The organism is Bradyrhizobium sp. ORS 285 (assembly GCF_900176205.1).
Taxonomy (GTDB): domain Bacteria; phylum Pseudomonadota; class Alphaproteobacteria; order Rhizobiales; family Xanthobacteraceae; genus Bradyrhizobium.
In genome coordinates this window covers 7,554,919-7,580,275 of the sequence record NZ_LT859959.1, presented here as the reverse complement: position 1 = coordinate 7,580,275, position 25,357 = coordinate 7,554,919, and the positions used below count along the sequence as shown (strand labels likewise).

The window sequence follows — 25,357 nt, the reverse complement described above, 5'->3', positions numbered from 1 at the left end:
CATCAGGTGAGTTTTGGCATCAGGCCGACAACGAAAAAGGCCGGGCAAGCTGCCCGGCCTTCGCGTTGAGAGGCGGATGCGGCGTCACTGCTGGACGGTCTGGATCACGCTCGAGATCGGCCGCGCATTGGTCATGGTGGTCGGCAGCTTCGGATCCTGGCCGACCATCGCGTCATACTCCGGCAGCGTGTCGAGCGTGCCCTTCGGCTTCATCGCGACGACCTTGTAGCCGCCGGCCTTCAGCCGCCGCAGCAGGGTCGGCAGCGCCAGCGCCGTGTTCTTCTGGAAGTCGTGCATCAGGATGATGCCTTTGCCCTTCTTCTCAAGCCCGGTCATGACCGTGTTCACGACCTGGTCGGCGTCCTTGGAGCGGAAGTCGAAACTGTCGACGTCGCAGGAGAACATCGCGACGTTGCGCTCGCCGAGATAGGCCACCGCCGACGGCCGGTGCTGCAGCTGCGGGAAGCGGAAGAACGGCGCGGGGTTGCTACCGCCGAGCGCGAACTTCACTGCGCTGATGCCCTTCTCCAGCTCGTCCTTGGCAATCTGGTCGGTCATCTTCTTGCCGTTCAGATTGACGTGCGACCAGGTGTGCACGCCGACGACGTGACCGGCCGCCTGGACCTGGCGCAGGATCTCCGGATGATAGGTCGCGTGCTTGCCGATGGTGAAGAAGATGCCGGTGGTGCATTCGTCGGCCAGCGCCTTCAGCACGGCCGGCGTGTTGACCGGCCACGGGCCGTCATCGAAGGTCAGCACGACTTCGTGGTCGGCGAGGAAGTCGAACTGCTTGAAATGGTCGAGACCGAAGCCGGGGCCGCCCGTGGTGTCGACCACGACGGTCCGCGAGATGCCGAGCGCATCCGGATTGGCGCAGGTCGATTTCGGCTGCACCGGCAGGGCGGCGGACGCCGCGGGCTTCGCCGGCACGGTGCCGGTATAGTCGACATCGTCCTTCGCGCCCTTGGCCGCGACCCTGGTCGGCGGCGGCGGTGCAGGTTCGGAGGGCTTTGCCGCTGCGCTCTGCGCTGCGGCCTTGGCGGCGTTGGGCTTGGACACCCAATACCAGACACCGGTGATCGCCAGCGCCGCGACGACGGTGGCCAGCAGCAAGCCTAACGCATTACGCATGGTTACTCTTCCCGAAAACGCGAGACACGTGACAGGCGGACACGAGGATTTCCGCCGCCCTCATTTGAAATCCATTAATGCCAACGACTCGTTAACGCGGTCCCAACACGGTGGTGATCGGCGAACATTTCCAGAGTGATGCACGCGCCAGATCGGCAGTTCGCCGGAGTGACATGTCGCCGCGGCAAGGTCCCGCACGCGCCACGCGACAGGATTGCGGAGCTGGGTTGAAGGGCCCGATCTGGCGTGACTCGCGTCACTGTTGCTAGAGAGCGGGCCGGCCATGATGGACGCATTGAACAAGGGCCCCGCGCTGATGCGGAGCCGATGGGAGCCAGCCATGACGAAGACCTTCAATCTCCTCCGCACCGCCGTTCTGACCGCCGCCGGCGTCGCCGCCATCTCGGCCCTCAGCTCGAGCGCCAGCTTCGCCTTCAGCGCCGAGGCGCAGCAGATGTGCACCGGCGACGCCTTCCGCCTGTGCAGCAGCGAGATCCCGAACATCCCGGCGGTCACCGCCTGCATGATCAAGAACCGCTCCTCGCTGAGCTCCGGCTGCCGCACGGTGCTCGACAAGGAGGTCCTCAAGCGGAACGGCAAGGTCGCCGAAGCCGGCGAGTCCAACTGAGGCCCCTCCCCGGCTCCGCCTGCGCGCCTCGGCTGCGACCGAGGCGCTTGCGAGGCCCGGTTGTGGCCACTAAAAGCGCCGCCAAACCCTCAATGCCGGGAGCGAGGCGTCAGTCATGAACAAAGTCTTGGTGATCATCCCCTTCCTCCTGCTCGCGTCAGCGGCTTCGGCCCAGCAGCAGGTCGGCCAGGATGCCTGCGCACGCGACGTGTCGCGGCATTGCCGCGCCGTGATGAACAACGGCGACCAGGCGGTCCTGGCGTGCCTCAAGGAGCACCGCGCCAAGCTGTCGAAGGCCTGCGACAAGGTGCTGACCGAGCACGGGCAGTAAGTCCTCTGCCGCCGCGCTACGGTCCGCTCCGCGCCGTGGACGCCACCGCCGGGGCCTGCTCCGCGGTGCGGTCGATGTCGTCGCGGCCGCGCACCGAGCCGAACGGCCGCTCCAGCATGCGGCGGATGCGCACCGGATCGGCGCCGATGTGGAAGTCGATCGCTCGCTTGTGCAGCTCGCGCTCGGCGCGGGTCGAGCGGTTGCGCTGGCGCAGATAGTCGATCCAGGTCGGACAGTGATAACGCTCGGTCCAGAGCTCGGGATCGGCGATGTCGCGCGCGATCGACCAGCCATAGGCGCCGTTGCGCTGCCGGCTGAGCTGCACCTCCTGCATCAGGTCGTGAAACGCGCGGGCAGTGTCCTCGGCGACGCGATACTCGATCTCGACCACCAGCGGCCCCGAGCGCGGCGTCAGCTCCAGCTGCACCTCGGGATCGGCCAGGGTCTCGCCGTCCTCGTTGCGGGCGCCGATCGGCGGCATGCGCAGCCACAGGCCGAGCAGCGGCGAGGCGATCATCAGCGCGCCCGAGACCAGCAGCGCCACCTCGACGCCGGCGGCGTCGGTGAGACGGCCCCAGCCCCAGCTGCCGATCGCGATGCCGCCTGATATCGCCGCCTGGAACGCCGCCAGCGCGCGGCCCGCGACCCAGCGCGGCGCCGACAGCTGCACGCCGATGTTGAACAGCGCGACCGCGAGCATCCAGACGGCGCCGGCGATGACCAGCGCCGCGGCCGTCAGCACCGGCTCGCCGCTCAGCCCCACCGCAGCCGTCGCAGCCCCCAGGGTCAGCGCGCAGGTGCGGATCGCGGCCTCGCCCGACAGCCGCTTCCTGATCTCGCCGATGTTGAGCGCGCCGACCACGGCGCCCATGCCGAACGCGCCGAGCATGATGCCGTAGGTCTGCGCGCCGCCATGCAGCAGGTCGCGCGCCACCAGCGGCATCAGCGCCGAGATCGAGCCGCCGATGATGCCGGTGACGAGGGTGCGGATCAGCACGATGCGGATCGACGGCGAATGGATGATGTAGCGGACGCCGGAGACGATGGCGCGGTTGAGCGGCTCGCGCGGCAGCCGGCTCGGCTCGACCACGCGCCGCCACAGAAACAGCGCCGCCAGCAGCGGCAGATACAACAGGGCGTTCGCGGCAAACGCGGCGACCGCGCCTGCGGCGGCCACGATGACGCCGCCGATCGCCGGGCCAAAGCTGCGCGCGATGTTGTAGCTGATGCCGTTGAGCGCGACCGCCGCCGGCAACGTCTCCGGCGGCACCTGCTCGCTCACCGAGGACTGCCAGGCCGGACCCATCAGCGCCATGCCGCTGCCGATCACGAAGCACAGCGCGAGCAGACGCTCGGGCGTGATCATGCCGAGCCGGGCCAACACGGTGAGCGTCGTGGCGCCGCCGAGCGCGACCGCGAGCGAGACCAGCGCCACGATGCGCCGGTCGTACATGTCGGCGACGGCGCCGGCCGGCATCGAGATGAACATCACCGGCAGCATCAAGGCGGTCTGCACCAGCGCGACCTTGTCGGCCGAGGAGGTCATCTGCGTCATCGCCCAGGCGGCGCCGACGGCCTGGATCAGGAGTCCGAGATTCGACAGCAGGCTCGCCAGCCAGATGCGGCGGAACACAATGTGCTTCAGCGGCGCGGCGATGCTCTCCGCGGCGAACAGCTCTCGTTTCGGAGGCGCATTCATTCAGGTCCGTCCACGTCGTCCGTTTGCATTGAACTATCGCTTGATTCCGGCCGGACGTATGTGATGCCTGCGAATATCAGCCGCTGTCCAGTGCGCGATCCCCGATCATGGACTGCGGCCAACGAACACAGAATGAACGAGACGGAGGACCGCCGATGACGCTGACGCGCCGCACCATTTTGCAGAGCATGGGAACCCTGCCACTGCTGACCAGCGGTCTGACCTTACCTGCCTCGGCGCAAACGACGGCAGCGCCCTCGGCGAGCGACATGCCGCCGGTGCTGTTCGTGCACGGCAATGGCGATCACGCGGCGCTGTGGATGACCGCGCTGTGGCGGATGGAATCCAACGGCGTGCCGCGCGCGCGCCTCGCGGCGCTGAACTTCACCGATCCCTTGGCCCGCAATGACGACGCCGTGGCGCAGCCGAACCGGTCCTCGACCGAGGATCAGCGCCGCGAGCTCAGCGACGCCATCAAGGCGCTGAAGGAGCGCACGGGTGCTGCGCGCGTCGCGCTGGTCGGCAGCTCGCGCGGCGGCAATGCGATCCGCAACGTCGTCAAGAACGGCGGCGGCGCCGATGTCAGCCATGCCGTGCTGTGCGGCACACCCAATCACGGCGTGTTCGACTGGGACGACAGCCCCGGCAGCGAGTTCAATGGCCGCGGTCCATTCCTGCGCGGACTGAACACCGGCGACAGCGAGGTGACGGAAGGCACCGTCTTCCTGACCTTGCGCAGCGACGGGCTCGACAAATATGCGCAGTCCGATGGGCGCCTCGTCGGCAAGCCCGGCGTGCCCACCGGCATCACCGCCGAGGGTCCGGCGCTGAAGGGCGCCACCAACCTCGTGATCGGCGCGCTCGACCATCGCGAGGTCGCGTTCCATCCACGCGCGTTCCGGGAGATCTACAAGTTCATCGCCGGCCGTGAGCCGGCCTTCATCGCGATCCAGCCGGAGCGCGAGGTGCGCATCAGCGGCCTCGTCACGGGAACGCCGGGCGGCGCGCCGACCAATCGCCCCGTCGCCGGCGCCAGCGTGGAGGTGTATCGCGTCTCGGCCGAGACCGGCGCACGCCAGGGCGAGCCGGTGTATCGCGGCCAGACCGGGGCCGATGGTCGCTGGGGGCCTGCGGAGATCGATCCGACCTCCTCTGTCGAGATCGTACTGACGTCACCGAACGCACCGATCACGCACTTTTACCGCTCGCCGTTCCCGCGCTCGTCGGATGTGGTGCATTTGCGGGCAGCGCGCCCCATGGGCCAGGCCGACGCTGGCGCGGGCGCCATCGTCATCATGACCAGGCCACGCGGCTATTTTGGCCTGCCGCGCGACATCGTGCTGCTCGACGGCAAGGAGCCCGCGGACGTACAGAAGGGCGTCCCGACCGATGCGGCAACGACATTGCGGCTGCCGGCAGGCGACGTCGGCCGCAGCGTCATCGGACTGTTCAACGAGGAACGCATCGCCGCCCGGCTTTGGCCAGCATCGGAGAGCAGGATTGCGCTGATCGAGCTGACTAATTAGTTGCTGGAGTAAGATGGTACGTCAGAGTTCCCGGAGGACCCGAGATCGTGTCCTCCCCGTCACGATGGCAGCACGCGGCCCGGATAGGCTTGTCCTGGGCGCGAGCCCGTCCGCGCCCGGCTGCGACGTCTGCAGCCGCAGGCGCTTCGGCGCAGCACCGTTGCGAGGACGTCCATGAGCACGGCCGAGATCCACTATCTGCCGCAGGCACGGGTCCAGCAGTCACGGGGACCGCTGATCCCGCCGATGCCGCCGCGCGCGCCCGACAGCATGGGCGCGCTTCGTCGCGTGCTGATGATGGGGCAGAACGCGATCGCCACCTGGAGCCAGCGCGCCTATGAGGACGAGATCATCCGCGGCCGCTTCCTCGGCAGCTCCAGCTACATCCTCAACACGCCCGAGACGATCAAGCATGTGCTGGTCGACAATTGGGAGAACTACGCCCGCACGGTCGGCGCGATCCGCGTGCTGCGTCCGGTGCTCGGTGAGGGCCTCCTGATCGCCGAGGGCCGAGCGTGGAAGCACCAGCGTCGCACCCTGGCGCCGGCCTTCACGCCGCGCGCCGTCTCCGGGCTCATTCCGCACATGGTCGCGGTGACCGACGAGACCGTCGACCGGCTGCGGCAGCAGTGCGGGCAGCCGATCGACCTGCGCGAGACCATGCAGCGCATGACGCTGGACATCGCGGGGCGCACGATGTTCTCGTTCGAGATGGGCCGCCACGGCACGACCTTGCGCGACTTCGTCTACGAGTATGGCGAGCGGCTGGCGGCGCCGCATCTGCTCGACATCGTGCTGCCGCTGTCCTGGCCGACGCCGCGCGATTTGGCGCGCCGCCGCTTCCGCCAGCGCTGGACCGATTTCATCGGCACGCTGATGGCCGAGCGCCGCGCGGCCGGCAAGCTGGAGGACGCGCCGCCGCGCGACCTGTTCGACCTGATGGGGGCTGCGCGCGATCCCGAGACCGGCGCCGCGTTCACCGATGCGCAGCTTGCCGACGAGGTCGCGACCATGATCCTCGCCGGGCACGAGACCACGGCCACCGCGCTGTTCTGGGCGCTGTATCTGATCGCGCTCGATCCGACTAACCAGGACAAGCTCGCGCAGGAGGTTCGCGCGGCGACCGATCTCAGCAATCCGGATCAATTGCCGTTCACGCGCGCGGTGATGGACGAGACGCTGCGGCTGTATCCGCCGGCCTTCCTGATCGCGCGCGCCGCCAGCGGACCGGACCAGATCGCCCAATACCGGGTCAAGCGCGGCGATGTCGTGCTGATCGCGCCCTGGCTGCTGCACCGGCATGAGAAGCTGTGGGACGCGCCCAATGCCTTCAAGCCGGAGCGCTTCATGCCCGGCGCGCCTCCGCCGGAGCGGTTCGCCTATCTGCCATTCGGGGCGGGCGCGCGGGTCTGCATCGGCGCGCATTTCGCGCTGGTCGAGGCGGTGCTGGCGCTGGCGCGCCTGGTCGGCGCTTTCCGGATCGAGGTCGTAGACCGGGCACCGGTCATCCCGGTCGGCGTGGTGACGACCCAGCCTGACCGGTCGCCGCTGTTCAAAATCACGCCGCGTTGAGCAGCGCGCGGCCGCCGGCCCGACTTTACCGAAATGTCATGCGCTCCGAGCGATCCGCGGATTGCCGGATCCGATAGTGGTTCGCATATTGAGGAGACGGGCCGGCTGAGGACCCGGGATACCAGCGCGAAGGACGCCATGCTCGAAGGATTGCGCCAATTCATCGCCGATGTCGTTTCGCCGCACGAGACGCCGGCCTTTGATGACAATGGCTACCAGCTGGCCGCGACCGCGCTGCTGATCCACGTGATCTCGCTGGATGGCGAGCCGAGCGAGGCCGAGCGGCGCAAGCTGCACAGCCTGATCGAGCTGCGCTTCGGGCTCGACCACGGCGCCGCCGACCGGCTGATCGCCCAGGCCATGCTGGCCGAGGGCGAGGCGGTCGATCTCTACCGCTTCACCAGCGTGATCATGCGCGAGGTCAACGAGGCCGGACGGCTGCGCATCGTCGAGATGATGTGGGAGCTGGTCTACGCCGACGGCAAGGTGACCGAGTTCGAGGACAACGTGGTCTGGCGCGCTTCGGAGCTGCTGGGCATCTCCACCCGTGACCGGGTCGACCTGAAGCACCGGGTGGCGGACCGGCGACAGGGGAACCCGGCCTGAGCCCGATCCGCCCAAAAAGTCTCAGGGGAGGAACGCGGATGAACAAACTTTAATTTTGTTCCCGGCACCCGGTGTTCCTGTAAACCTATGTGAATCCGAAGAGATTGCGTCAATTGGGCGCCGCGCCGCATTTTGCGGCGGCTTGCATGTTCCCTGCTGCCTATGCTCTCGTCCGCGGCAATCGGATGATGTTCGGAATGTGATCGAAGAGCAGGTGTCGTGAGTGAACGTGTCACGCTGATAACGGGTGCGTCGTCGGGGATCGGGGCCGAGCTGGCCCGCGTGTTCGCCGCGAACGGACACCGTTTGGCGCTCACGGCCCGCCGCGAGGACCGGCTGACGGCGCTCGCCGCGGAGATCGCCGCCAAGGGTGGCCCTGCGCCGCTCGTCATCCCCTGCGACCTGACCTCGCCTGAAGCCGGCGCCGCCATCGAGGCTGCGCTGTCGGCGGCCGGCGTGGAGCTGCAATACCTGGTCAACAATGCCGGCTTCGGGCTGTTCGGCAAGGCGGTGCAGCTCGACCGCACCGATCAGCTGGACATGATCTCGGTGAACGTTCGCGCACTGACCGAGCTGTCGCTGCGCTTCTCCCACCAGCTCATCCGCAACAAAGGCGGCATCCTCAACCTGGGCTCGGTCGCCGGCTTCCTGCCAGGACCGGGCATGGCGGTTTATTACGCCTCGAAGGCCTATGTGATCTCGTTCACCGAGGCGCTGCGCAAGGAGCTGGCGCCGCATGGCGTACGCGTCACCGTGCTGTGCCCGGGGCCGGTGCCGTCGGAATTCCAGGACCGCGCCGGTTTCAAGCCGGGCGTCGATTCGGTGATCCTCAACGTCTCGCCGAAGGCGGTCGCAGAGGCCGGCTATCGCGGTCTGATGGCCGACAAGCGCGTGGTGCTGCCGGGGATCGGCATCAAGATCGTGCCGTTCCTGCTGCGCTGGTTCCCCCGGGGATTCATCCTCGACGCGGTCGGACGGCTGCAGCTGAAGCGGAGCTGATCGGCGCCGCAGTCGCGGATCCGACATTCGCCCCGCGCGATCCGCGGCGTTGCCTCGGGGGCATCGTCAGGGCTGGCACCACACGAGATTTTCGTTCCGCACTTTTCGACCTGACCGGTCGTCTTCGGCTATCACGAAACGGCGCGCAGATGATTCCTTGCGCGGAGCGAATCTCTCCGTGCTGGCCCGGTGCTTGCTTGGAAATCTGGACTTGCTCACGCACCGTTAATCTTCGCTTAGCTACGATTGCCAGGTGATGCTCAGGCCAGACCCTTCGCTCTCTTCGAACGGGACCGCCACGGCGGACGTTCGGCCCCTGCCCTCGAAGCCGGCTGCGGCGGCTGCGCCGCGTCGGCCCGTGCTCATCATCCTGCACCAGGAAACATCGAGTCCCGGCCGCATCGGCAACGCGCTGCGCGCGCGCGGCTACCGGCTCGACATCCGCCGGCCGCGCTTCGGCGATCCCCTGCCGGAGACGCTCGATGGGCATTCGGGTGCCGTGATTTTCGGCGGTCCGATGAGCGCCAACGACCCCGATGATTTCGTTAGGCGCGAGATCGATTGGATCGAGGTGCCGCTGCGCGAGCAGCGCCCGTTTCTCGGGATCTGCCTGGGGGCGCAGATGCTGGCAATGCAGCTCGGCGCGCGGGTGGCGCCGCATCCGCAGGGCCGCGCCGAGATCGGCTATTACCCGATCCGCCCGACGCGCGCGGGCAAGAAGCTATGCCCGCATTGGCCCGACCACGTCTATCACTGGCACCGGGAAGGCTTCGACCTGCCCGCCGGCGCGGACCTGCTCGCCGAGGGCGGCGACTTCCCGGTTCAGGCCTATCAATACGAGAACGCCACCGGGCTGCAATTCCACCCGGATGTCACCTACGCGATGATGTGCCGCTGGACCACGCGCGGCCATGCCCGGCTGGACACGCCGGGCGCCTGCCCGCGCCATCATCATTTCGAAGGCCGCGCTGTGCACGATGCCGCCGAGCGGGTGTGGCTGAAGCATTTCCTGGATGGGTGGCTGGAACGGCAGCCGGTGGCGGCGATGGCCGAGGCGGCGGAGTAGGAGCCGTGCTTTCAGATTATTGGGCTTTGGAGATCTAAGTCAGCCCGGCTTCGCCAAGTGGCTTCGCCGGGCACGACGCTTCGCCATTCGGGCACTGCGCGGCTGCGCCACGCGTAGCCCGAAGGGCGAAGCGTGGTGGAGCCAGGCGGGATCGAACCGCCGACCTCGTCATTGCGAACGACGCGCTCTCCCAGCTGAGCTATGGCCCCGAAACACGATCGCTTCGTCACGGCCACACGAGATTGGGAAGGCAGCCGGCGGATCGGGCGCCATTTACAGTCGGTGCCCTGGTCAAGTCAAGAACGCTCACATCGCCCGTTAGCCTTGACGCCCAGCTTCCCTTGTTTGGACGGGGCGGAACCGATATCTACCGAGCAACACAGGTCGAATCCGCGACCTCGCCCCCGAGTGGACCCGCATGCGTGCCGTTCTCGACATCGTTCTGATCGTTCTCGACCTCTATGTCTGGCTGCTCATCGCCTCGGCGATCCTGTCGTGGCTGATCGCCTTCAACGTCGTCAACACGCGCAATCAGTTCGTCTCCGCGGTCGCCGAATTCCTCTACCGAATCACCGAGCCGGTGCTGGCCCCGATCCGGCGCATGCTGCCCAATCTCGGCGGCCTCGACATCTCGCCGATCATCCTGATCCTGATCATCATGCTGATCCAGCGGGTCATCGGCTATTACATCTATCCCTACGTGTTCTGACGCGCTGCTCGCGAGGAGCCCGCGATGGACCCCTGGCGTCCTGCCGCGGGCGGCCTGACCGTTGCCCTGCGGGTGACGCCGCGCGGCGGCCGCGATGCGATCGACGGCGTCGAAACGCTGTCCGACGGCCGCAGCGTGCTCAAGGTCCGGGTACGGGCGATCGCCGATGGCGGCGAAGCGAATCGCGCTGTCACCGAGCTCCTGGCGAAGGCCATCGGCGTGACCAAGAAGGCGGTGCGAATCACCTCCGGCACGACCGCACGGCTGAAACAGGTGGCGATCGACGGTGATGCGTCGAAGCTCGATCAGGCCTTGCGCGACCTCCTCGCAGCCCATAAGCCGACCGGGACATAACGAGAGCAGACGGGAGACGGTCGAGCCAAGGCGCTCGCTTCGTGCGCGGCGGTCTCCACCCTCCCCTGGAGGGGGAGGGTCGCCTCACGGAGAGCGAAGCGAAACGTGAGGCGGGGTGGGGTGATCTCTCCACAAGCACCAGTGCGGGCGGAGAGATCACCCCACCCCGCTCGCCCGCTTCGCGTGCGATCGACCCTCCCCCTCCAGGGGAGGGTGGGAGCTTGCAGCGTCGACCATGCTGCCAACGAAGTGAAACTGCGCTGCACGAGAGGATCCGACATGACCGCACGCATCATCGACGGGAAGATCATCGCAGCCGATCTGCGCGCGCAGGTCGCCGGCGAGGTGGAGCGGGTCAAGCGTGACCATGGCCTGACGCCGGGCCTCGCCGTGGTGCTGGTCGGCAACGATCCGGCCTCCGAGGTCTATGTCCGCAGCAAGCACACCCAGACCCAGGCCGCCGGCATGGCTTCGTTCGAGCACAAGCTGCCGGCCGACGTGTCGCAGGCGGAGCTGCTGGCGCTGATCGGCAGGCTCAACCAGGATCCCGCCGTGCACGGCATCCTGGTGCAGCTGCCGCTGCCGAAGGGGCTGGAGACGGAGGTCGTGATCAATACGATCGATCCAGCCAAGGATGTGGATGGCCTGCATCCGCACAATGCGGGCCGGCTCGCCGGCGGCCAGTCGGCGCTGGCGCCGTGCACGCCGCTCGGCTGCATCATTCTTAGCAAGACGGTGCATGGCTCGCTGGAGGGGATGAATGCGATCGTGATCGGCCGCTCGAACCTGGTGGGACGCCCGCTGGTGCAGTTGCTGCTGAACGAGAACGCCACGGTGACGATCGCGCATTCGCGCTCGCGCGATCTGCCGGCGCTGACCGCGCGCGCCGATCTGGTCTATGCGGCCGTCGGCCGTCCGGAGATGGTGAAGCGCGACTGGATCAAGCCGGGCGCGACGGTGATCGATGTCGGCATCAACCGTATCCCCACCGCCGAGGGGAAAACCAAGCTGGTCGGCGATGTCGCCTACGCGGAGGTGGCAGAGGTGGCCGGCGCGATCACGCCGGTGCCCGGCGGCGTCGGCCAGATGACGGTGGCCTGCCTGCTGGTGAACACGCTGCGCGCCGCCTGCGCCATCGCCGGGCTGCCGAAGCCGGCAGTGTGAGCCTGCTGTCTTTCCGGGGCGGCTCACTGAGCCAACCCCGGATGGCATTAGTTGGGTGTTACTTCTTCGCGGCCTTGGCGCGGGCGATGCCCTCGGCGATCAGCTGGTGGGCGTCGTCGGCATTGCCCCAGCGCAGCACCTTGACCCACTTGCCCGGCTCGAGGTCCTTGTAGTGCTCGTAGAAGTGCTGGATCTGCTGCAGCGTGATGTCCGGCAGGTCGCTGTAGGTGCGAACCTTGTCGTAGCGCTGGGTCAGCTTGGACGACGGCACCGCGATGATCTTCTCGTCGCCGCCGGCCTCGTCCTCCATGATCAGGACGCCGACCGGGCGCACGCTCATGACCGCGCCGGGCACGATCGCCCGGGTGTTGGCGACCAGCACGTCGCAGGGATCCCCGTCATTCGACAGCGTGTGCGGGATGAAGCCGTAATTACCGGGGTAGCGCATCGCCGTGTAGAGGAAGCGATCGACGAACAGAGTGCCGGCTTCCTTGTCGAGCTCGTACTTGATCGGCTCGCCGCCGACCGGCACTTCGATGACGACGTTGACCTCGCGCGGCGGATCTTTCCCGATCGGGATGGCGTCGATGCGCATGAATGCTCCGTTGAACTTGAACGGTTGAACTTGAACGTTTGAGGGTCGGACGCTCGTGACATGAGCGCTCGCATTCGCAGTCGCAAAAAAATCGCGGCTGCGCAACAGCTACCTCAAATCCAGACCTTCAGTTCAATTCACCGACGCGTTAACGCTTAACGCGTCGCAGAGCCCAAGCCGGCCCGGACTCAGTTGGTCCAGGCAAAGGCGACCTTGTCGAGCGACTTCGGTCCGAAGCGCTCCGACGACCGCGCGACCATGCGGCCGCCCAACGCGCGGTAGAACTCGGTGGCGGGGTCGTTGTCGGACAACGCCCACACCACCATGCTCTTCAGGCCGCTCTGCGCGAGATCGCGCTTAGCAGACTGAAAGAGCCGGCGACCGAACCCCAGCCCCTGAAATTCCGGTCGCAGATAAAGCTCGTAGACTTCGCCATCGAAGTGCAGGCTGCGGGCGCGGTTGCGGCCGTAATTCGCATAGCCTGCGACCTTGTCGTTGAACACCAGCACGCTGACGCGGCTGCCTTTGCGGATTGCGCTGTCCCACCATTGGGGGCCGCGCCGATTGATCAGCTTCTCCAGCTCTGCGCCGGGGATGATCCCCTGATAGGCAGAACGCCAAGCTTCATCGTGGGCTGACGCCACCGCAGCCGCATCTGCAGCCTTGGCCGGACGGACTTCGATCAGGGTTGTGCTCATGACCGGATCAAAGCAAGTCGGCGGTCCGCCTTCAAGGTGCCACGTTAAAGATCGGTTAACCTGTGGATTTTCGGCATCACAGCGGCGGAAACCTGTGCCGAAAAGGGACAAATTCGCAACATTGTTGAGGGTCGGCGGTGTCCTGTCACCGCGGGTTCATACGACGAACGAAAAACTGCAACTGACTCGCGCCGGCCTCGGCTAGTGTGGCCCGAGCTCAACAATCTTCCCGCCCGGCTGAATGGTGCTGCTTCGCTGCGTCTCATGGTTGATTGCGCTCGTCCTGACAGGATCGACCGCGTGGGCGCAGACGTTCGGCCCGGTGGCGCCGGAAGGTGGGCCGGCCCGGCAGCAGCAATGGCTGGTGCCGTCGACAGAGGCGGGATTCCCTGCCCATGCGTTGCTGTATCGGCCGGCCGGGGATGGACCGTTTCCGCTCGCCCTGATCGCGCATGCGTCGACGCAGAATCCGCTGCGCCGGGCGCAGTTGCCGCAGACGAGCTACACGGCGCTTTCCAGGAAGCTGGTGGCGCGCGGCTATGCCGTGCTGCTGCCGGAGCGTCTCGGGCATGGTCGCACCGGCGGGCCTTATGTCGAGGAACAAGGCGGCTGCGATGAGCCGGACTACGAGAAGTCCGGACGCGCGACGGCGGCGCAGATCCTGCGCGCACTCAACTACATGCGCGATCAACCGTTCATTGCGAAAGGCGGCGCCGTCGTCATCGGCCATTCGGCAGGCGGCTGGGGCGCGCTCGCGCTGGCAGATCAGCCTGATCAGGTCATCTCGAGGATCGTTGCATTCGCGCCCGGCCGTGGCGGTCACGCCGACGACGTGCCGGGTCGCGTGTGCGCCGCGGACCGTCTGCGCGCGGCGGCGAGCGCCTTCGGCCGCAACGCGCGCGCTCCCGTCACCTGGCTGATCGCCGCCAATGACAGCTACTTTCCACCCGCCTTCTCGCGGCAGCTTGCCGATGCCTTCCGATCAGCCGGCGGCCATGTCGACTTCCATCTGCTGCCGTCATCTGGGACTGACGGACACTGGCTGATCGAGCAGGACGGCGGCGTCGAAGCGGCTTCAGACGCACTCGGGCGAGCGTTGACCAAGCCCGTGTTGACCAAGCCCCTGGCGCGGCGGTCGGCCCGGCCGATGCCGGCGAACTGACAGGACCATGATGACGCTGTATTTCCTGGTCAAATATCTGCACGTGCTCGGCGCCATCGTCATCCTCGGCACCGGCACGGGAATCGCGTTCTTCATGCTGATGGCGCATCTCGGCGGCGAGGCCGCGTTCATCGCACGAACGGCCGGTGTGGTCGTCATCGCGGACATGCTGTTCACGTTGTCCGCCGTTCTGCTCCAGCCCGTGACCGGCGGCACGTTGATGTGGCTGTCGTCCACGGCCGTGACCGAGCGTTGGCTGCTCACCTCGCTCGCGCTCTACGCGATCGCCGGGCTGTTCTGGGTGCCGGTGATTTTCATGCAGATCGAGCTGCGCGACCTCGCGCGCGCCGCCGATCGCAGCGGCGAGAAACTGCCGCGGCGCTATTTCACCGTCTTCCGCCGCTGGTTCCTGTGCGGCATTCCCGGCTTCGGCTCGGTCATGGCCATTCTCTGGCTGATGATCGCCAAACCCTACTAATAGGTTTTGCATGATCGCTGCTCCGACTTCGCGCGTCCTCGTGCTCGGCGCCTCCGGGCTGATCGGCCGCTTCATCACCGACGATTTGCGCCGGCGCGGCTTTACAGCGGTCGGCGTGGCGCGCGCGTTCTCGGCCTCACAGCGGATCTCGGCGCTCGATATCGAGCTGCCGATCATGGCGCTCGATGCATCGGCCTTGGCGGGGCTCATGCGCGTGCATGAGATCGACGTCGTCGTGAATTGCCTTGGCGTTCTGCAGGACGGCCCGGGGAGCGACACCAGCGCCGTGCACCGCGAGTTCGTCGCGCGGCTGCTCGCCGCGATCCCGGCGAGCAGCCGCAGCGTGCGGCTGATCCACATCTCGATTTCCGGGACGGCCGATGAGGATCGCACCGCTTTCGCCACGACCAAGCGCGAGGCGGAGCGGTTGATCGCATCCTCAGGCCTTCCGCATGCGATCCTCCGGCCAGGCTTCGTGATCGCACCATCGGCCTATGGCGGCAGCGCGGCTGCGCGCGCTTGCGGCGTTTCCGATCGATCTGCCGGCCAAGGACGCGGCGACGCCGTTCCAGCCGGTGGACGTTGCCGACATCGCCGCGACCATCGCCTGGCTCGCTTCGCGGCCGATCGATGAGCACGCGACGCGGGCGGTGAGCTGGGATCTGATGCAGCCCGAGCCGGTGATGCTGGGTGACGTCATCGCCGCGTTCAGGCGCAGCTTCGGCACGACGAAATGGCCACGCATCACATTGCCGGCGGCGCTGGTCGATCTCGGCGCCGCCGCCGGCGACCTGGCAAGCCGGCTCGGCTGGATGCCGCCGATGCGCCGTACGGCGATCGCGGAGCTTCGGCGCGGCGTACGCGGGGATCCTGCGCCGTGGATCGCGGCCACCGGCATCGCGCCCACGCGGCTGGGCGAAGCCGTCGGCACCCATGGCGCTACGATCCAGGACAAATGGTTCGCGCGGCTGTTCCTGATCAAGGCGCTGATCATCGCGAGCCTCGTGCTGTTCTGGGTCGCGTCCGGCAGCATCGCGCTGTTCATCTCATTCCCGGCAACGACCGCGATCCTGACCACGCGCGGCTGGCCGGAGGGATTTGCGATCCCGTTCGCGGCGATCACCAGCATGATGGACATCTCCGTCGGCGTGTTGATCGCATTCCGCAAAACGGCGGCTTTCGGCCTCGCTGCCGGCATCTTCGTCTCGCTCGGCTATATGGTGGGATGCGCGGTGCTGACCCCCGACCTCTGGCTCGAGCCGCTCGGCGCATTAGTGAAGACGGGGCCTGCGATCGTGCTGATGCTGGTCGCGCTCTTGATGATGGACAATCGCTGATGACGAGCTGGCCCGACGACGATGTGATCCTCTATGACGGCGTCTGCGTGTTTTGCTCGCGCTGGGTGCAATTCGTGATCGCGCGCGACACGGCCAAGCGCTTCCGCTTCACGCCGATCCAGTCGCCCTATGGCATCCGGCTGGCGCAGACGTTCGGGATCGACCCGGATGAGCCAGACACCAACGCCGTCGTGCAGAGCGGCAAGGCGCATCTGAAATCCGATGCGGCGCTGACCGTGCTGTCGAACCTGCCGGGCTGGAGTTGGACGCGCGCGCTGTTCGGGGTGCCCAAGCCGCTGCGCGACGCGGTTTACAGCGTGGTCGCGCGCAACCGCTATCGCATCTTCGGCAAATACGACTCGTGCTTCGTGCCGGACGCCGAGTTGCGCCGGCGGGTGCTGGAGTAGGAAGCGGCGAATTGATCGATTGAAACGAACGGAATGTCCGCTATAATTCGTTGGATCGATTTATTTGAGCATGAAATTCTCTTCCAAACTGCTGGTTTGGGAGACTTTTCCATGGCTGCCTCCTCGCACGATCTGACCGCCGATGCGCCCATTGCCGCTCACCCTGTCTATGGCCACGCGCCGGCAACGCCCCGCCTGCCGGCGCTGCTGCCCGGCCTCGCGCTGTCGGCCGCAATCGCGGCTGGCGCCTTCGGGCTACGTCAGCTGCCGGGGCTCGGGATGTTCAGCCCGATGATCCTGGCGATCGTGGCAGGCATGGCGCTGCATAACATCGTCGGCACGCCAGTGCGGGCCAAGCCCGGGGTGGCCTTCTCCATGCGCCGCGTGCTGCGGTTTGCGATCATCCTGCTCGGGCTGCAGCTGACGGCGGCGCAGGTGGTCGAGGTCGGCGCCCGCGGCCTGTTCGTGATCGCGCTGAGCTTGACCGGCACCTTCCTGTTTACGGTGTGGATGGGCCGGCTGCTGGGCGTCGACCGCAAGCTCGCGGAGCTCATCGCCGCCGGCACCTCGATCTGCGGCGCCTCGGCCGTGATCGCGACCAACACGGTGACGCGCGCGCATGACGAGGACGTCGCCTACGCGGTCGCCTGCGTCACCGTGTTCGGTTCAATCGCGATGGTCGTCTATCCGCTGCTCCCGGCCTTGCTGCATCTCGACGCCCACGCCTTCGGGCTATGGAGCGGCGCCTCGATCCATGAGATCGCGCAGGTGGTCGCGGCCGCGTTCCAGCAGGGCCAACAAGCCGGCGAGTTCGGCACCATCGCCAAGCTGGCGCGGGTGATGCTGCTGGCCCCTGTCGTGCTGACGCTCGGCCTGCTGGCGACGCGCCGGGCGCGCCATGGCGGACATGGTCTTGCCAGCGCGCAGCCGCCGCTGCCCTGGTTCGTGTTCGGCTTCATCGCGATGGTCGGGATCAACAGCGTGGTCGCGGTGCCGGCCGAAGCGAAAACGATCATCGTGACCGCGACGACGTTCCTGCTGTCGATGGCGCTCGCCGCGATGGGGCTGGAGACGGATTTCGCCAAGCTGAAGGCCAAGGGCATGCGGCCGGCGGCGCTGGGCTTCACGGCCTTCCTGTTCATCACGAGCTTCAGCCTCGCTCTGGTGAAGCTGACGACGTAGGAGACCACGTGACGCTCGAGCAGCTCAGGATCTTCGTCGCCGTCGCCACCCGCGAACACGTCACACAGGCGGCGCGCGAGCTCAATCTGACGCAGTCGGCGACATCGGCGGCCGTCGCCGTGCTCGAAGCGCGCTACCAGACCAGACTGTTCGATCGTGTCGGCCGCCGCATCGTCCTTACGGCGGCCGGCAAGGCGTTTCTGGTCGAAGCCAAGGCGGTGCTGGCGCGCGCCGCCGCCGCCGAGACGGTGCTCGACGATCTCGCCGGCCTGAAGCGCGGCCGATTGGCGCTGGCGGCGAGCCAGACGATCTCCGGATATTGGCTGCCAGCCTTCATTCACCGCTTCAACGCCGCGCATCCGGCGATCAGGCTGGAGCTGTCGATCGGCAATACCGAGCAGGTCGCCGAGCGCGTGCGGGACGGCTCCGCCGATCTAGGCTTTGTGGAAGGCGATGTCGATGACCCCGTGCTCGCGGCGCAGCCGGTCGCCGAGGACGAGATGGTGCTGGTCGGGCCGGTCGATCATCCGCTGTGCCGGGGAGCATTGGTGAAGGTCGAGGATCTCAAGGCGGCGCGTTGGGTGCTGCGCGAGCAAGGCTCGGGAACGCGCGCCGTGCTCGAAGCAGCGATCGGCCGGTTCGGCATCTCTCCCTCCGAGCTCGACGTGGTGTTCGACCTACCCTCCAACGAGGCCGTGCGCGGCGCCGTCGAGGCCGGCGCCGGGGTCACGGTGCTGTCGCGGCTGGTCGTGATGCGGGCGGTGAAAGCAGGACTGCTCGCCGTCGCCCATCTCGAACTGCCGAAACGGCACTTCTACAGCCTGCGGCATCGCGAGCATCACCAGACGCAGGCGGCGCGGGAGTTCTTGCGGATGGTGGGGGAGAGCCGGAGTTAGTTTCGGTCGTCATCGCGAGCGCAGCGACGCGATCCAGGACTCTCACCTCCCGGATGGCCCCTGGATTGCTTCGCTGCGCTCGCAATGACGGTGGAGTGGTCAGTGCCTGCCTAACGACGCAAGCGCTTCCTTGGCCGCCCGTTCGCCGCTGTCGCGGGCGCCGTGGGCGGTGGAGAAGAAGTCCGACGGCGTGGCCTCGCCGGCGAAGAACAGGCGATCGTCGACCGACGCAGCCAGGACGGCGCGCTTGTCGGCATGGCCGGGGAGCGCGTGCGAATAGGCGCCGCGTGCGAACGGGTCGGCGCCCCAGCGCGACTCGGCCAGCGGCCGAAGGCTCTTGCGGATGTTGCTGCCGAGCAGCGCCACGACGTCGTCGATCGCCTGCGCCGCCAAGACACCCTCTCCCGCCGCCTCGATCTCGCGGGCAAAGCTGCCGCCGTAGAAACCTTCGATGCAGGGCTGGCCGAACGGGCGCAGCTGGAAACTGCCGACGCGGGCGGTGCTGCTGCGGCCGCGCATGCCGGAATCCTTCGGCAGGTGCTCCCAGCCGTCGAGCGCCAGCGTCACCTTGTTGTCGAGGCCGAGCGGCAGGCCGGCCGCGGCGTCGACCTTCGCGGGCAACGCCGGCGTGAAGCGGAGCGCTTCGTCGGCGATCAGGTTGGTCGGCACGGTGACGATCACCTTGTCGGCGGTCAGCGTGCCCTGCGACGTGGTCAGGCGGAGTCGCTTGTCGCTGTGGTCGATGAGGGTCACGCTGCAGTTGAGTGCGACCGGCAGGTCCGCGCCGTAGGCCGCGACCAGCGCGCCATAGCCGCGGCGGATGCGCCAGTTCAGCTCGGTGTCCTCATAGGCCTCGAAGTCGAGCAGCGACATCTGGTCGAGCTCGCAGCCGTTGAGATAGGTGCAGATCGCATCGATCATGCCGTTCCAGCGATTGCCGGGCTCCAGGCAGATGCTGGCCGGCGCATCCCGGCCGCTTGCTGCGGCGTCGGCCGTGCGCGTGAAGAAGGCCTCCAGCGCGCAGAGGAAGTCCTCGCGGTCTGCGCGCGGGAACGCGGCCTCATAGGCCTGGTCGCGCCACGGCGGGCGGGACTTGTCGATGGTGAAAGCGAGCTGCTCGGCGATGGCGACGAAGGAGTTGCAGTCGGCGGAATGCAGCCAGCCGCAGCCGAGGTCGAAGGTGACGTCGGGCGACGCCATGACGGTGTGGGCCCGGCCGCCGATGCGGTCACGAGCCTCCAGCACGATGAACGAGACGCCCGCACGCTTCAGCGCATGTGCTGCACCGAGGCCAGCCGCGCCCGCGCCGATGATCGCGATATCGATGGAGGATGGGAAAGACATCGGCTCATCCAACTCCGTCGTCATGCCCGGCCTCGTGCCGGGCATCCACGTCGTCCACGCAAGCCCAAAACGTGAATGGCCGGGCGTTCGCCGCGCCGCAGGGGCTTCGGCCCTGCAGGCGGGTCAAGCCCGGCCATTCCGAAGGAGGTAACGGAGGGCGGCTTACGCCACCGCTTCCTTCTGCTTCTCGGCGCGCTTGCGCTCGTTCGGGTCGAGGTGCTTCTTGCGCAGCCGGATCGACTTCGGCGTGATCTCGACCAGCTCGTCGTCCTCGATATAGGCGAGCGCCTTTTCCAGCGTCATCCGGATCGGCGGGGTGAGGCGGACGGCCTCGTCCTTCGAGGTGGTGCGGATGTTGGTGAGCTGCTTGCCCTTCAACACGTTGATCTCGAGATCGTTGTCGCGGGTGTGCTCGCCGACGATCATGCCCTTGTAGACCTTCCAGCCGGGCTCGATCATCATCGGGCCGCGGTCCTCGAGCTTGAACATGGCGTAGGCCACGGCCTCGCCCTGGTCGTTCGAGATCAGGACGCCGTTGCGGCGGCCCTGGATCGCGCCCTTGTAGGGCAGGTAGTTGTGGAACAGGCGGTTCATGATCGCCGTGCCCTTGGTGTCGGTCATCAGCTCGCCCTGGTAGCCGATCAGGCCGCGGGTCGGCGCGTAGAACACCAGGCGCAGGCGATTGCCGCCGGACGGGCGCATCTCGATCAGTTCGGCCTTGCGCTCGCTCATCTTCTGCACGACGACGCCGGAATGCTCCTCGTCGACGTCGATCACGACTTCCTCGATCGGCTCCAGGGTCTGGCCGGTGGTCGGGTCCTTCTCGAACACGACGCGCGGACGCGACACCGAGAGCTCAAAACCCTCGCGGCGCATGGTCTCGATCAGGATCGCGAGCTGCAATTCGCCGCGGCCCGACACTTCCATCGCGTCCTTGTCCTGGGACTCGACGACGCGCAGCGCGACGTTGCCCTCGGCCTCGCGCATCAGGCGGTCGCGGATCAGACGGCTGGTGACCTTGTCGCCTTCGGTGCCGGCGAGCGGCGAGTTGTTGACGATGAACGACATCGACACGGTCGGCGGATCGATCGGCTGCGCCTGGAGCGGCGTCTCGACCGAGGGATCGCAGAAGGTGTCGGCCACGGTGCCCTTGGTCAGGCCCGCGATGGCAACGATGTCGCCGGCCTCGGCGTAGTCGAGCGGCTGGCGCTCGAGGCCGCGGAACGCCAGGATCTTGGTGATGCGGCCGGTCTCGATCAGCTTGCCGTCGCGCGACAGCACCTTCACGGCCTGGTTCGGCTTCACCGAGCCCGACGCGATACGGCCGGTGATGATGCGGCCGAGATAGTTGTTGGCCTCGATGATGGTGCCGAGCAGCCGGAACGGGCCTTCCTCGACCACCGGCGGCGCTACGTGCTTGAGCACGAGGTCGAACAGCGGCTTCATGCCGTCCTCATGCGAGCCGTCGGGCGAGGTCGCCATCCAGCCGTTCTTGCCCGAGCCGTACAGGATCGGGAAATCGAGCTGCTCGTCGGTGGCGTCGAGCGCCGCGAACAGGTCGAACACCTCGTTGACGACCTCGGTGATGCGGGCGTCCGGGCGGTCGACCTTGTTGATGGCGACGATCGGCTTCAGACCGAGCTTGAGCGCCTTGCCGACCACGAACTTGGTCTGCGGCATCGGGCCTTCGGCGGCGTCGACCAGGACGATGACGCCGTCGACCATCGACAGGATGCGCTCGACCTCGCCGCCGAAATCGGCGTGGCCGGGAGTGTCGACGATGTTGATCTGGGTGTCCTGCCACTGCACCGAGGTGCACTTGGCGAGAATGGTGATGCCGCGCTCGCGTTCCAGGTCGTTGGAATCCATCGCGCGCTCAACCTGGCGCTGGTTTTCGCGATAGGTACCGGACTGCTGCAGCAGCTTGTCGACGAGGGTCGTTTTGCCGTGGTCGACGTGGGCGATAATGGCGATGTTTCGGAGGTTCATGATCGGTGTCTTCTAAGCTTTCTCAAGAGCCCGTGCTCTGTCCCCGGCGGGGCGCGCGCTTTATGATAGTCGAATCAAGCTGTTAGCTTTGCGACGCGCGCTCGCGAAACTCGTTCGGCGGCAGGGGCCTGCAGCCCCAAATAGGAAACCCGGCCAATCGACCGGGCAGACCTCACGCGTTGCGGCGCAATATATGCAAAAAATGCCAAAAAACAATGACTGCTTTCAGGAGCGAGAAGCATTCCGGACGGATCGGTTACCTTTCAGGCGCGCGGCCGGCTCAGCGTAACCAGCGATAGAGCGCCCAGGCGATCAATCCGACCGAGGGCACAGCCAGGACAATGACGGCCCAGATCGGCCCGAACAAACCGCCCCGAACCATCTCCAATTTAAACGCAAAAAAGATGCCCGCCGGCAGAATCAGCCCTGTGAGGGCAATCAGGATCTGCAACAGCGTGGTCGCTCCGCTGACCGGCTCACGGGGCCTGCGCACCTCCTCCAGGAAGGGCGACAGCGGCGGACGGCGGTGGAACGGATCATCATCCATGGCGGCGCGGCAGCATCAGACGGATCGCGAAGACCACGACCAGCAGTCCGACGAGGACCAACAAGAACAGGACTCCCTCGAGCGGACTGCCGGAGCTCGGCCCGCGTAACTCCATCACGAAACATAGCAAGCCTGGCGCGATCAGCACCAGCCCGATCAGCAGCACCAGGATCCCGAGGATGACCCTCAAGCCGATCCAGAGCGCGGACTGTCGTGGCTGCGGCGTCATGAACGGCGACGATCTGACCGAACGGCAAGGACGATCAGCACGACGCCAGCGATGGCCGCGCCGATGAACAGCACCCCGACCGGATGGATCAGGTCGCTGAGCGTAATCTGATTTGGGAAGGCCACCAGGACGCAGGTCATCGGAAATAGCAGGATGAGACCGGCAATGATCCCAAGCGCGGCAAGACAACCCGAGCGTTGTGGCTGCGGAGGAAGCTCAGGAGGAAGGATCGGTCGATCACTCATGGCGGCCAGGCATCATGAGACGAATTGCTGGAAACATCGATAACACTCCGAGAGAATGCGATCTGTGCCTCGTCCGCTACCCCCGCGAGACCCTGATAAGTAGCCAGAGACCGGCTGCACCGCAGAACAGCCCAAACAGGATCAGCGGACCGATCTCGCGGGGCCAACTCAGACGTGTCAGCGCATCAGCGGCAAACAGCCCGGCACATAGCCCGGGCAACAGCAGAACGACGCCGCCCACGACCATCAGTGCGGACAGGCAGCCATGACGCGTGGCGCTCGGCGGCAGATTGGGAGGCCCATCGCTCACGTGTCTGCCTTCCCCAACCTTGCACGGATGCCGTCGATTTCGCCGTTGCGGTAGAACAGATTGTAGGTGTCGAACGGGATGATCTCGCCGCGCTCGGTGACGAAATGGATGCAGGAGCGCTTGACATTGGCGACGCAGAAATTGAAGCGGTCGAGAAACTGCACGATGGTCACCCGAAACACGTGCTCATAGCCGAGATTGTCGGGGACCTGGACTGATGGCAGGCAGCAGAGGAATTCGGCGACGCGCTCGCTGGTGTTGAGCGGCCCCGACGACAGCGAGAACAGCTCGACGAATTTTTCACGCAGCACCGGGTATTTCTCCGGGCTGATCGTGTTCGGCATCACCGACAGCAGTTCCGCCTCGGGCACCATCGAGGTCAGCGGCAGCACGGTGCTGCCGTTGCGCAGGCCATAGCCGATCGAGATGCTCTCGGGATTGCAGGGCAGCGGGATCATGTCGTCGTCGCCGAACACGCCGGTCTCGATCACGCGGCGGCGGATCTCCGACAGCATGATGCGGTCGGTGTCCTTGTTGAAATCGGCATTGCGGCCAGCGTCCTGCACCGGCTGCAACGTGACGCCGCGCACGCAGCGCCATTGCAGCGCATGGCGGACGATGTCGCCGATCTCATCGTCATTGACGCCGCGCTTGATGGTCGCGACCAGCGTGGTGGAGATGCCCGCACGTTCGAGGTTTTCCAGAGCCTGCTGCCGGATGCGGCGCAGGTCGGCGCCGCGGATGTTGGTGAGGCCGGCGCGCGACAGCGAGTCGAACTGCAGATAGACCTCGAGCCCGCGCTTGTTCTCAGCCAAGCGGGCCACGAACTCCGGCTCGCGCGCGATGCGCAGGCCATTGGTGTTGATCATGACATGGCGGATGGGGCGGGCGCGCACCGCAGCGAGGATATCGAAGAACTGAGGATGCAAGGTCGGCTCGCCGCCGGAAATCTGCACCAGGTCCGGCTCGCCTTCGCTCTTGACCAGCGCATCCAGCATCCGCTCGACGGTCGCGAGCGGAGTGAAATGCGCGCGCTGCGGCGACGATTCGGCGAAGCACACGGGGCAGGTCAGGTTGCAGTGATCGGTGATCTCGATCAGCGCCAGGCAGGAATGCTGCTCGTGGTCGGGACACAGTCCGCAATCATAGGGGCAGCCATATTCGGTGCGGCGCTGGAAGCTGAGCGGCGTGTCGCCGGGCTTGATGAAGGACTTGCAGCGCCGCCAATAAGCCGCGTCATCGGAGACCAGCGTCGACTGCACGCCGTGCTGCTTGCAGCGCTTCTCGTACCAGACCTCGTTGTCGAGGATCTGGATTTTGGTCGGCACCAGCGCGAGACAGGTCTCGCAGAGGGATTGCGTCTGTCCCCAGAACACGTAGGGACGTGACTTACGCAGCGGCGCGTTCATGCAGGACCTTGGCTTGCGGAGCCGTCGCCAGCATGACCGCGGCATAGGCCGCGATCGCCAGCGACAGCAGATGAAAGAGGGTGAGTGGGCCGATCACCGGCCCATAAGGCTTGAAGAATTCCCAGACGAAGCGCTGCAGGCCGTAGACGAGCAAAGCGAGATAGAAGCCGTTGGTGATGATGGCTTCGTTCCGCCTCTTCACCGCGACGATGTAGAGCGCGGCAAAGGCCGCCATCGCGAGGCTCTCATAGAGCTGCACCGGATGGCGCAGAACTCCGTCGCCGAAATCGTGCCCCCACGGCAGGGTCGTCGGCGTGCCATAGGTGAAATCATCGAGCCCGGCGAGATAGCAGCCGATACGGCCGACCGCGATGCCGACTGCTAGCGGCAGCGCAAAGCGCGCGCCGGTGCGCAGGGCGATGCCGTGCCGCCATTTGTAGAGTTCGACCGCCACGATGCCACCGGCGAGCGCGCCCTCGACCGAGCGCGCCAGTCCGGTCATGCCGGACAGCCACAGGTTCAGCGTCCCGAACAGGTAGGCGCCGAGCCCGGCGCCGAACACCAGCGCGGCGACATAGGGCCATTCGGTCGACTGCTTCGGAAAGCGGACACCCGCGCCACGCGCGAGCCACCAGCCCGCGGCGGCCGCGCTGAGCCAGGCAGCGACGTCGAAGATCGCGTGAAGAGCGGCGCCGTCCATGACTCCCATCGTCCGGTTGCATTCGGACTATGGCAAGTTCCCTT

26 protein-coding genes, 1 tRNA gene and 1 pseudogene are annotated in these 25,357 nt (G+C 66.7%); 16 read left to right on the top strand and 12 right to left on the bottom strand.

Annotated features, from left to right (window positions below):
• Nucleotides 1–84: 84 nt before the first annotated feature.
• Entirely contained in the window at nt 85–1,131 is a 1,047-nt protein-coding gene (locus tag BRAD285_RS34135; protein WP_006615385.1) for a polysaccharide deacetylase family protein, read from the bottom strand.
• Between the two features lie 340 nt (nt 1,132–1,471).
• Between BRAD285_RS34135 and BRAD285_RS34130 the strand changes: the two genes are divergently transcribed.
• Both BRAD285_RS34130 and BRAD285_RS34125 read left to right on the top strand, forming a co-directional pair.
• Nucleotides 1,472–1,759 (top strand): hypothetical protein, encoded by a 288-nt coding sequence (locus BRAD285_RS34130; RefSeq protein WP_006615384.1) that lies wholly within the window; start codon nt 1,472–1,474, stop codon nt 1,757–1,759.
• Nucleotides 1,760–1,874: 115 nt separating this feature from the next.
• Complete coding sequence (locus BRAD285_RS34125) at nt 1,875–2,090, top strand: hypothetical protein (protein ID WP_006615383.1); 216 nt, start codon at nt 1,875–1,877, stop codon at nt 2,088–2,090.
• Nucleotides 2,091–2,106: 16 nt separating this feature from the next.
• On the opposite strand, the gene BRAD285_RS34120 is transcribed toward BRAD285_RS34125, so the two are convergent.
• Nucleotides 2,107–3,789 carry an MFS transporter gene (locus tag BRAD285_RS34120; protein ID WP_006615382.1) on the bottom strand — a complete coding sequence of 561 codons (1,683 nt, stop codon included), beginning with the start codon at nt 3,787–3,789 and terminating at the stop codon, nt 2,107–2,109.
• A gap of 155 nt (nt 3,790–3,944) precedes the next feature.
• Between BRAD285_RS34120 and BRAD285_RS34115 the strand changes: the two genes are divergently transcribed.
• From BRAD285_RS34115 to BRAD285_RS34095, 5 genes are all read left to right on the top strand, one after another.
• Entirely contained in the window at nt 3,945–5,315 is a 1,371-nt protein-coding gene (locus tag BRAD285_RS34115; protein WP_006615381.1) for a hypothetical protein, read from the top strand.
• A gap of 174 nt (nt 5,316–5,489) precedes the next feature.
• Entirely contained in the window at nt 5,490–6,887 is a 1,398-nt protein-coding gene (locus BRAD285_RS34110) for a cytochrome P450 (protein ID WP_006615380.1), read from the top strand.
• Between the two features lie 138 nt (nt 6,888–7,025).
• Nucleotides 7,026–7,493 carry a TerB family tellurite resistance protein gene (locus BRAD285_RS34105; protein ID WP_006615379.1) on the top strand — a complete coding sequence of 156 codons (468 nt, stop codon included), beginning with the start codon at nt 7,026–7,028 and terminating at the stop codon, nt 7,491–7,493.
• 219 nt (nt 7,494–7,712) lie between these two features.
• Nucleotides 7,713–8,492 (top strand): SDR family oxidoreductase, encoded by a 780-nt coding sequence (locus tag BRAD285_RS34100; protein WP_006615378.1) that lies wholly within the window; start codon nt 7,713–7,715, stop codon nt 8,490–8,492.
• A 256-nt stretch (nt 8,493–8,748) separates the two neighbouring features.
• Entirely contained in the window at nt 8,749–9,558 is an 810-nt protein-coding gene (locus BRAD285_RS34095; protein WP_035648861.1) for a glutamine amidotransferase, read from the top strand.
• A gap of 133 nt (nt 9,559–9,691) precedes the next feature.
• Here BRAD285_RS34095 and BRAD285_RS34090 read toward each other — a convergent pair.
• Nucleotides 9,692–9,767, bottom strand: a tRNA-Ala gene (locus BRAD285_RS34090).
• 209 nt (nt 9,768–9,976) lie between these two features.
• On the opposite strand from BRAD285_RS34090, the gene BRAD285_RS34085 reads away from it, so the two are divergent.
• The 3 genes from BRAD285_RS34085 (at nt 9,977) to folD (ending at nt 11,785) form a co-directional block, all read left to right on the top strand.
• A complete protein-coding gene (locus tag BRAD285_RS34085; RefSeq protein ID WP_006615376.1) occupies nt 9,977–10,267 on the top strand; it encodes a YggT family protein in 291 nt (96 codons plus the stop codon).
• 24 nt (nt 10,268–10,291) lie between these two features.
• Nucleotides 10,292–10,621, top strand: a complete 330-nt coding sequence (locus BRAD285_RS34080) for a DUF167 domain-containing protein (protein ID WP_006615375.1) — start codon at nt 10,292–10,294, stop codon at nt 10,619–10,621.
• A gap of 279 nt (nt 10,622–10,900) precedes the next feature.
• Nucleotides 10,901–11,785, top strand: a complete 885-nt coding sequence (folD, locus tag BRAD285_RS34075; protein WP_006611904.1) for a bifunctional methylenetetrahydrofolate dehydrogenase/methenyltetrahydrofolate cyclohydrolase FolD — start codon at nt 10,901–10,903, stop codon at nt 11,783–11,785.
• A 58-nt stretch (nt 11,786–11,843) separates the two neighbouring features.
• Here folD and ppa read toward each other — a convergent pair whose 3' ends face one another.
• Nucleotides 11,844–12,380, bottom strand: coding sequence for an inorganic diphosphatase (ppa, locus tag BRAD285_RS34070; RefSeq protein ID WP_006611903.1), 537 nt, complete (start codon nt 12,378–12,380; stop codon nt 11,844–11,846).
• 188 nt (nt 12,381–12,568) lie between these two features.
• Nucleotides 12,569–13,078 (bottom strand): GNAT family N-acetyltransferase, encoded by a 510-nt coding sequence (locus tag BRAD285_RS34065; protein ID WP_006611902.1) that lies wholly within the window; start codon nt 13,076–13,078, stop codon nt 12,569–12,571.
• Nucleotides 13,079–13,319: 241 nt separating this feature from the next.
• Between BRAD285_RS34065 and BRAD285_RS34060 the strand changes: the two genes are divergently transcribed.
• The 6 genes and pseudogenes from BRAD285_RS34060 to BRAD285_RS34035 all read left to right on the top strand — a co-directional run bounded on the left by BRAD285_RS34060 (nt 13,320) and on the right by BRAD285_RS34035 (nt 18,540).
• Nucleotides 13,320–14,240, top strand: a complete 921-nt coding sequence (locus BRAD285_RS34060; protein WP_006611901.1) for a S9 family peptidase — start codon at nt 13,320–13,322, stop codon at nt 14,238–14,240.
• Nucleotides 14,241–14,250: 10 nt separating this feature from the next.
• Nucleotides 14,251–14,718: a DUF2269 domain-containing protein gene (locus tag BRAD285_RS34055; RefSeq protein WP_035646336.1), complete on the top strand. Its 468-nt coding sequence runs from the start codon at nt 14,251–14,253 to the stop codon at nt 14,716–14,718.
• 10 nt (nt 14,719–14,728) lie between these two features.
• Nucleotides 14,729–16,055, top strand: a pseudogene (locus BRAD285_RS34050) (SDR family oxidoreductase).
• Nucleotides 16,055–16,462: a thiol-disulfide oxidoreductase DCC family protein gene (locus BRAD285_RS34045; RefSeq protein WP_006611896.1), complete on the top strand. Its 408-nt coding sequence runs from the start codon at nt 16,055–16,057 to the stop codon at nt 16,460–16,462. The pseudogene BRAD285_RS34050 and the gene BRAD285_RS34045 overlap by 1 nt, the downstream one beginning before the upstream one ends.
• Nucleotides 16,463–16,573: 111 nt before the next feature.
• Nucleotides 16,574–17,644, top strand: coding sequence for a YeiH family protein (locus BRAD285_RS34040; RefSeq protein WP_006611895.1), 1,071 nt, complete (start codon nt 16,574–16,576; stop codon nt 17,642–17,644).
• A gap of 8 nt (nt 17,645–17,652) precedes the next feature.
• On the top strand, nt 17,653–18,540 hold the full coding sequence (locus BRAD285_RS34035; protein WP_006611894.1) for a LysR family transcriptional regulator: 888 nt from the start codon (nt 17,653–17,655) through the stop codon (nt 18,538–18,540).
• A gap of 99 nt (nt 18,541–18,639) precedes the next feature.
• Here BRAD285_RS34035 and BRAD285_RS34030 read toward each other — a convergent pair whose 3' ends face one another.
• The 7 genes from BRAD285_RS34030 to BRAD285_RS33995 form a co-directional block, all read right to left on the bottom strand.
• Nucleotides 18,640–19,884, bottom strand: coding sequence for an NAD(P)/FAD-dependent oxidoreductase (locus BRAD285_RS34030; RefSeq protein ID WP_006611893.1), 1,245 nt, complete (start codon nt 19,882–19,884; stop codon nt 18,640–18,642).
• A 162-nt stretch (nt 19,885–20,046) separates the two neighbouring features.
• Nucleotides 20,047–21,873, bottom strand: a complete 1,827-nt coding sequence (gene typA, locus BRAD285_RS34025) for a translational GTPase TypA (RefSeq protein ID WP_006611892.1) — start codon at nt 21,871–21,873, stop codon at nt 20,047–20,049.
• A 280-nt stretch (nt 21,874–22,153) separates the two neighbouring features.
• Complete coding sequence (locus BRAD285_RS34020) at nt 22,154–22,420, bottom strand: hypothetical protein (RefSeq protein ID WP_006611891.1); 267 nt, start codon at nt 22,418–22,420, stop codon at nt 22,154–22,156.
• Complete coding sequence (locus BRAD285_RS34015; RefSeq protein ID WP_006611890.1) at nt 22,413–22,649, bottom strand: hypothetical protein; 237 nt, start codon at nt 22,647–22,649, stop codon at nt 22,413–22,415. Before BRAD285_RS34015 ends, BRAD285_RS34020 begins: the two co-directional genes overlap by 8 nt.
• Nucleotides 22,646–22,894, bottom strand: a complete 249-nt coding sequence (locus BRAD285_RS34010; RefSeq protein WP_006611889.1) for a hypothetical protein — start codon at nt 22,892–22,894, stop codon at nt 22,646–22,648. The genes BRAD285_RS34015 and BRAD285_RS34010 overlap by 4 nt, the downstream gene beginning before the upstream one ends.
• Before the next feature lie 306 nt (nt 22,895–23,200).
• The gene (locus BRAD285_RS34000; RefSeq protein WP_006611887.1) at nt 23,201–24,613 is read right to left on the bottom strand and encodes a radical SAM protein; all 1,413 of its coding nucleotides are present in this window, start codon (nt 24,611–24,613) and stop codon (nt 23,201–23,203) included.
• The gene (locus tag BRAD285_RS33995; protein WP_006611886.1) at nt 24,594–25,313 is read right to left on the bottom strand and encodes a prolipoprotein diacylglyceryl transferase; all 720 of its coding nucleotides are present in this window, start codon (nt 25,311–25,313) and stop codon (nt 24,594–24,596) included. Before BRAD285_RS33995 ends, BRAD285_RS34000 begins: the two co-directional genes overlap by 20 nt.
• Between the last annotated feature and the right edge of the window lie 44 nt (nt 25,314–25,357).

Excerpts from the sequence above, each read along its gene's own strand:
- BRAD285_RS34135 (WP_006615385.1), bottom strand. The coding sequence starts at position 1,131 with ATGCGTAATGCGTTAGGCTTGCTGCTGGCCACCGTCGTCGCGGCGCTG.
- BRAD285_RS34130 (WP_006615384.1), top strand. The coding sequence starts at position 1,472 with ATGACGAAGACCTTCAATCTCCTCCGCACCGCCGTTCTGACCGCCGCC.
- BRAD285_RS34125 (WP_006615383.1), top strand. The coding sequence starts at position 1,875 with ATGAACAAAGTCTTGGTGATCATCCCCTTCCTCCTGCTCGCGTCAGCG.
- BRAD285_RS34120 (WP_006615382.1), bottom strand. The coding sequence starts at position 3,789 with ATGAATGCGCCTCCGAAACGAGAGCTGTTCGCCGCGGAGAGCATCGCC.
- BRAD285_RS34115 (WP_006615381.1), top strand. The coding sequence starts at position 3,945 with ATGACGCTGACGCGCCGCACCATTTTGCAGAGCATGGGAACCCTGCCA.
- BRAD285_RS34110 (WP_006615380.1), top strand. The coding sequence starts at position 5,490 with ATGAGCACGGCCGAGATCCACTATCTGCCGCAGGCACGGGTCCAGCAG.
- BRAD285_RS34105 (WP_006615379.1), top strand. The coding sequence starts at position 7,026 with ATGCTCGAAGGATTGCGCCAATTCATCGCCGATGTCGTTTCGCCGCAC.
- BRAD285_RS34095 (WP_035648861.1), top strand. The coding sequence starts at position 8,749 with ATGCTCAGGCCAGACCCTTCGCTCTCTTCGAACGGGACCGCCACGGCG.
- BRAD285_RS34085 (WP_006615376.1), top strand. The coding sequence starts at position 9,977 with ATGCGTGCCGTTCTCGACATCGTTCTGATCGTTCTCGACCTCTATGTC.
- BRAD285_RS34080 (WP_006615375.1), top strand. The coding sequence starts at position 10,292 with ATGGACCCCTGGCGTCCTGCCGCGGGCGGCCTGACCGTTGCCCTGCGG.
- folD (WP_006611904.1), top strand. The coding sequence starts at position 10,901 with ATGACCGCACGCATCATCGACGGGAAGATCATCGCAGCCGATCTGCGC.
- ppa (WP_006611903.1), bottom strand. The coding sequence starts at position 12,380 with ATGCGCATCGACGCCATCCCGATCGGGAAAGATCCGCCGCGCGAGGTC.
- BRAD285_RS34065 (WP_006611902.1), bottom strand. The coding sequence starts at position 13,078 with ATGAGCACAACCCTGATCGAAGTCCGTCCGGCCAAGGCTGCAGATGCG.
- BRAD285_RS34060 (WP_006611901.1), top strand. The coding sequence starts at position 13,320 with ATGGTGCTGCTTCGCTGCGTCTCATGGTTGATTGCGCTCGTCCTGACA.
- BRAD285_RS34055 (WP_035646336.1), top strand. The coding sequence starts at position 14,251 with ATGACGCTGTATTTCCTGGTCAAATATCTGCACGTGCTCGGCGCCATC.
- BRAD285_RS34045 (WP_006611896.1), top strand. The coding sequence starts at position 16,055 with ATGACGAGCTGGCCCGACGACGATGTGATCCTCTATGACGGCGTCTGC.
- BRAD285_RS34040 (WP_006611895.1), top strand. The coding sequence starts at position 16,574 with ATGGCTGCCTCCTCGCACGATCTGACCGCCGATGCGCCCATTGCCGCT.
- BRAD285_RS34030 (WP_006611893.1), bottom strand. The coding sequence starts at position 19,884 with ATGTCTTTCCCATCCTCCATCGATATCGCGATCATCGGCGCGGGCGCG.
- typA (WP_006611892.1), bottom strand. The coding sequence starts at position 21,873 with ATGAACCTCCGAAACATCGCCATTATCGCCCACGTCGACCACGGCAAA.
- BRAD285_RS34020 (WP_006611891.1), bottom strand. The coding sequence starts at position 22,420 with ATGGATGATGATCCGTTCCACCGCCGTCCGCCGCTGTCGCCCTTCCTG.
- BRAD285_RS34015 (WP_006611890.1), bottom strand. The coding sequence starts at position 22,649 with ATGACGCCGCAGCCACGACAGTCCGCGCTCTGGATCGGCTTGAGGGTC.
- BRAD285_RS34010 (WP_006611889.1), bottom strand. The coding sequence starts at position 22,894 with ATGAGTGATCGACCGATCCTTCCTCCTGAGCTTCCTCCGCAGCCACAA.
- BRAD285_RS34000 (WP_006611887.1), bottom strand. The coding sequence starts at position 24,613 with ATGAACGCGCCGCTGCGTAAGTCACGTCCCTACGTGTTCTGGGGACAG.
- BRAD285_RS33995 (WP_006611886.1), bottom strand. The coding sequence starts at position 25,313 with ATGGACGGCGCCGCTCTTCACGCGATCTTCGACGTCGCTGCCTGGCTC.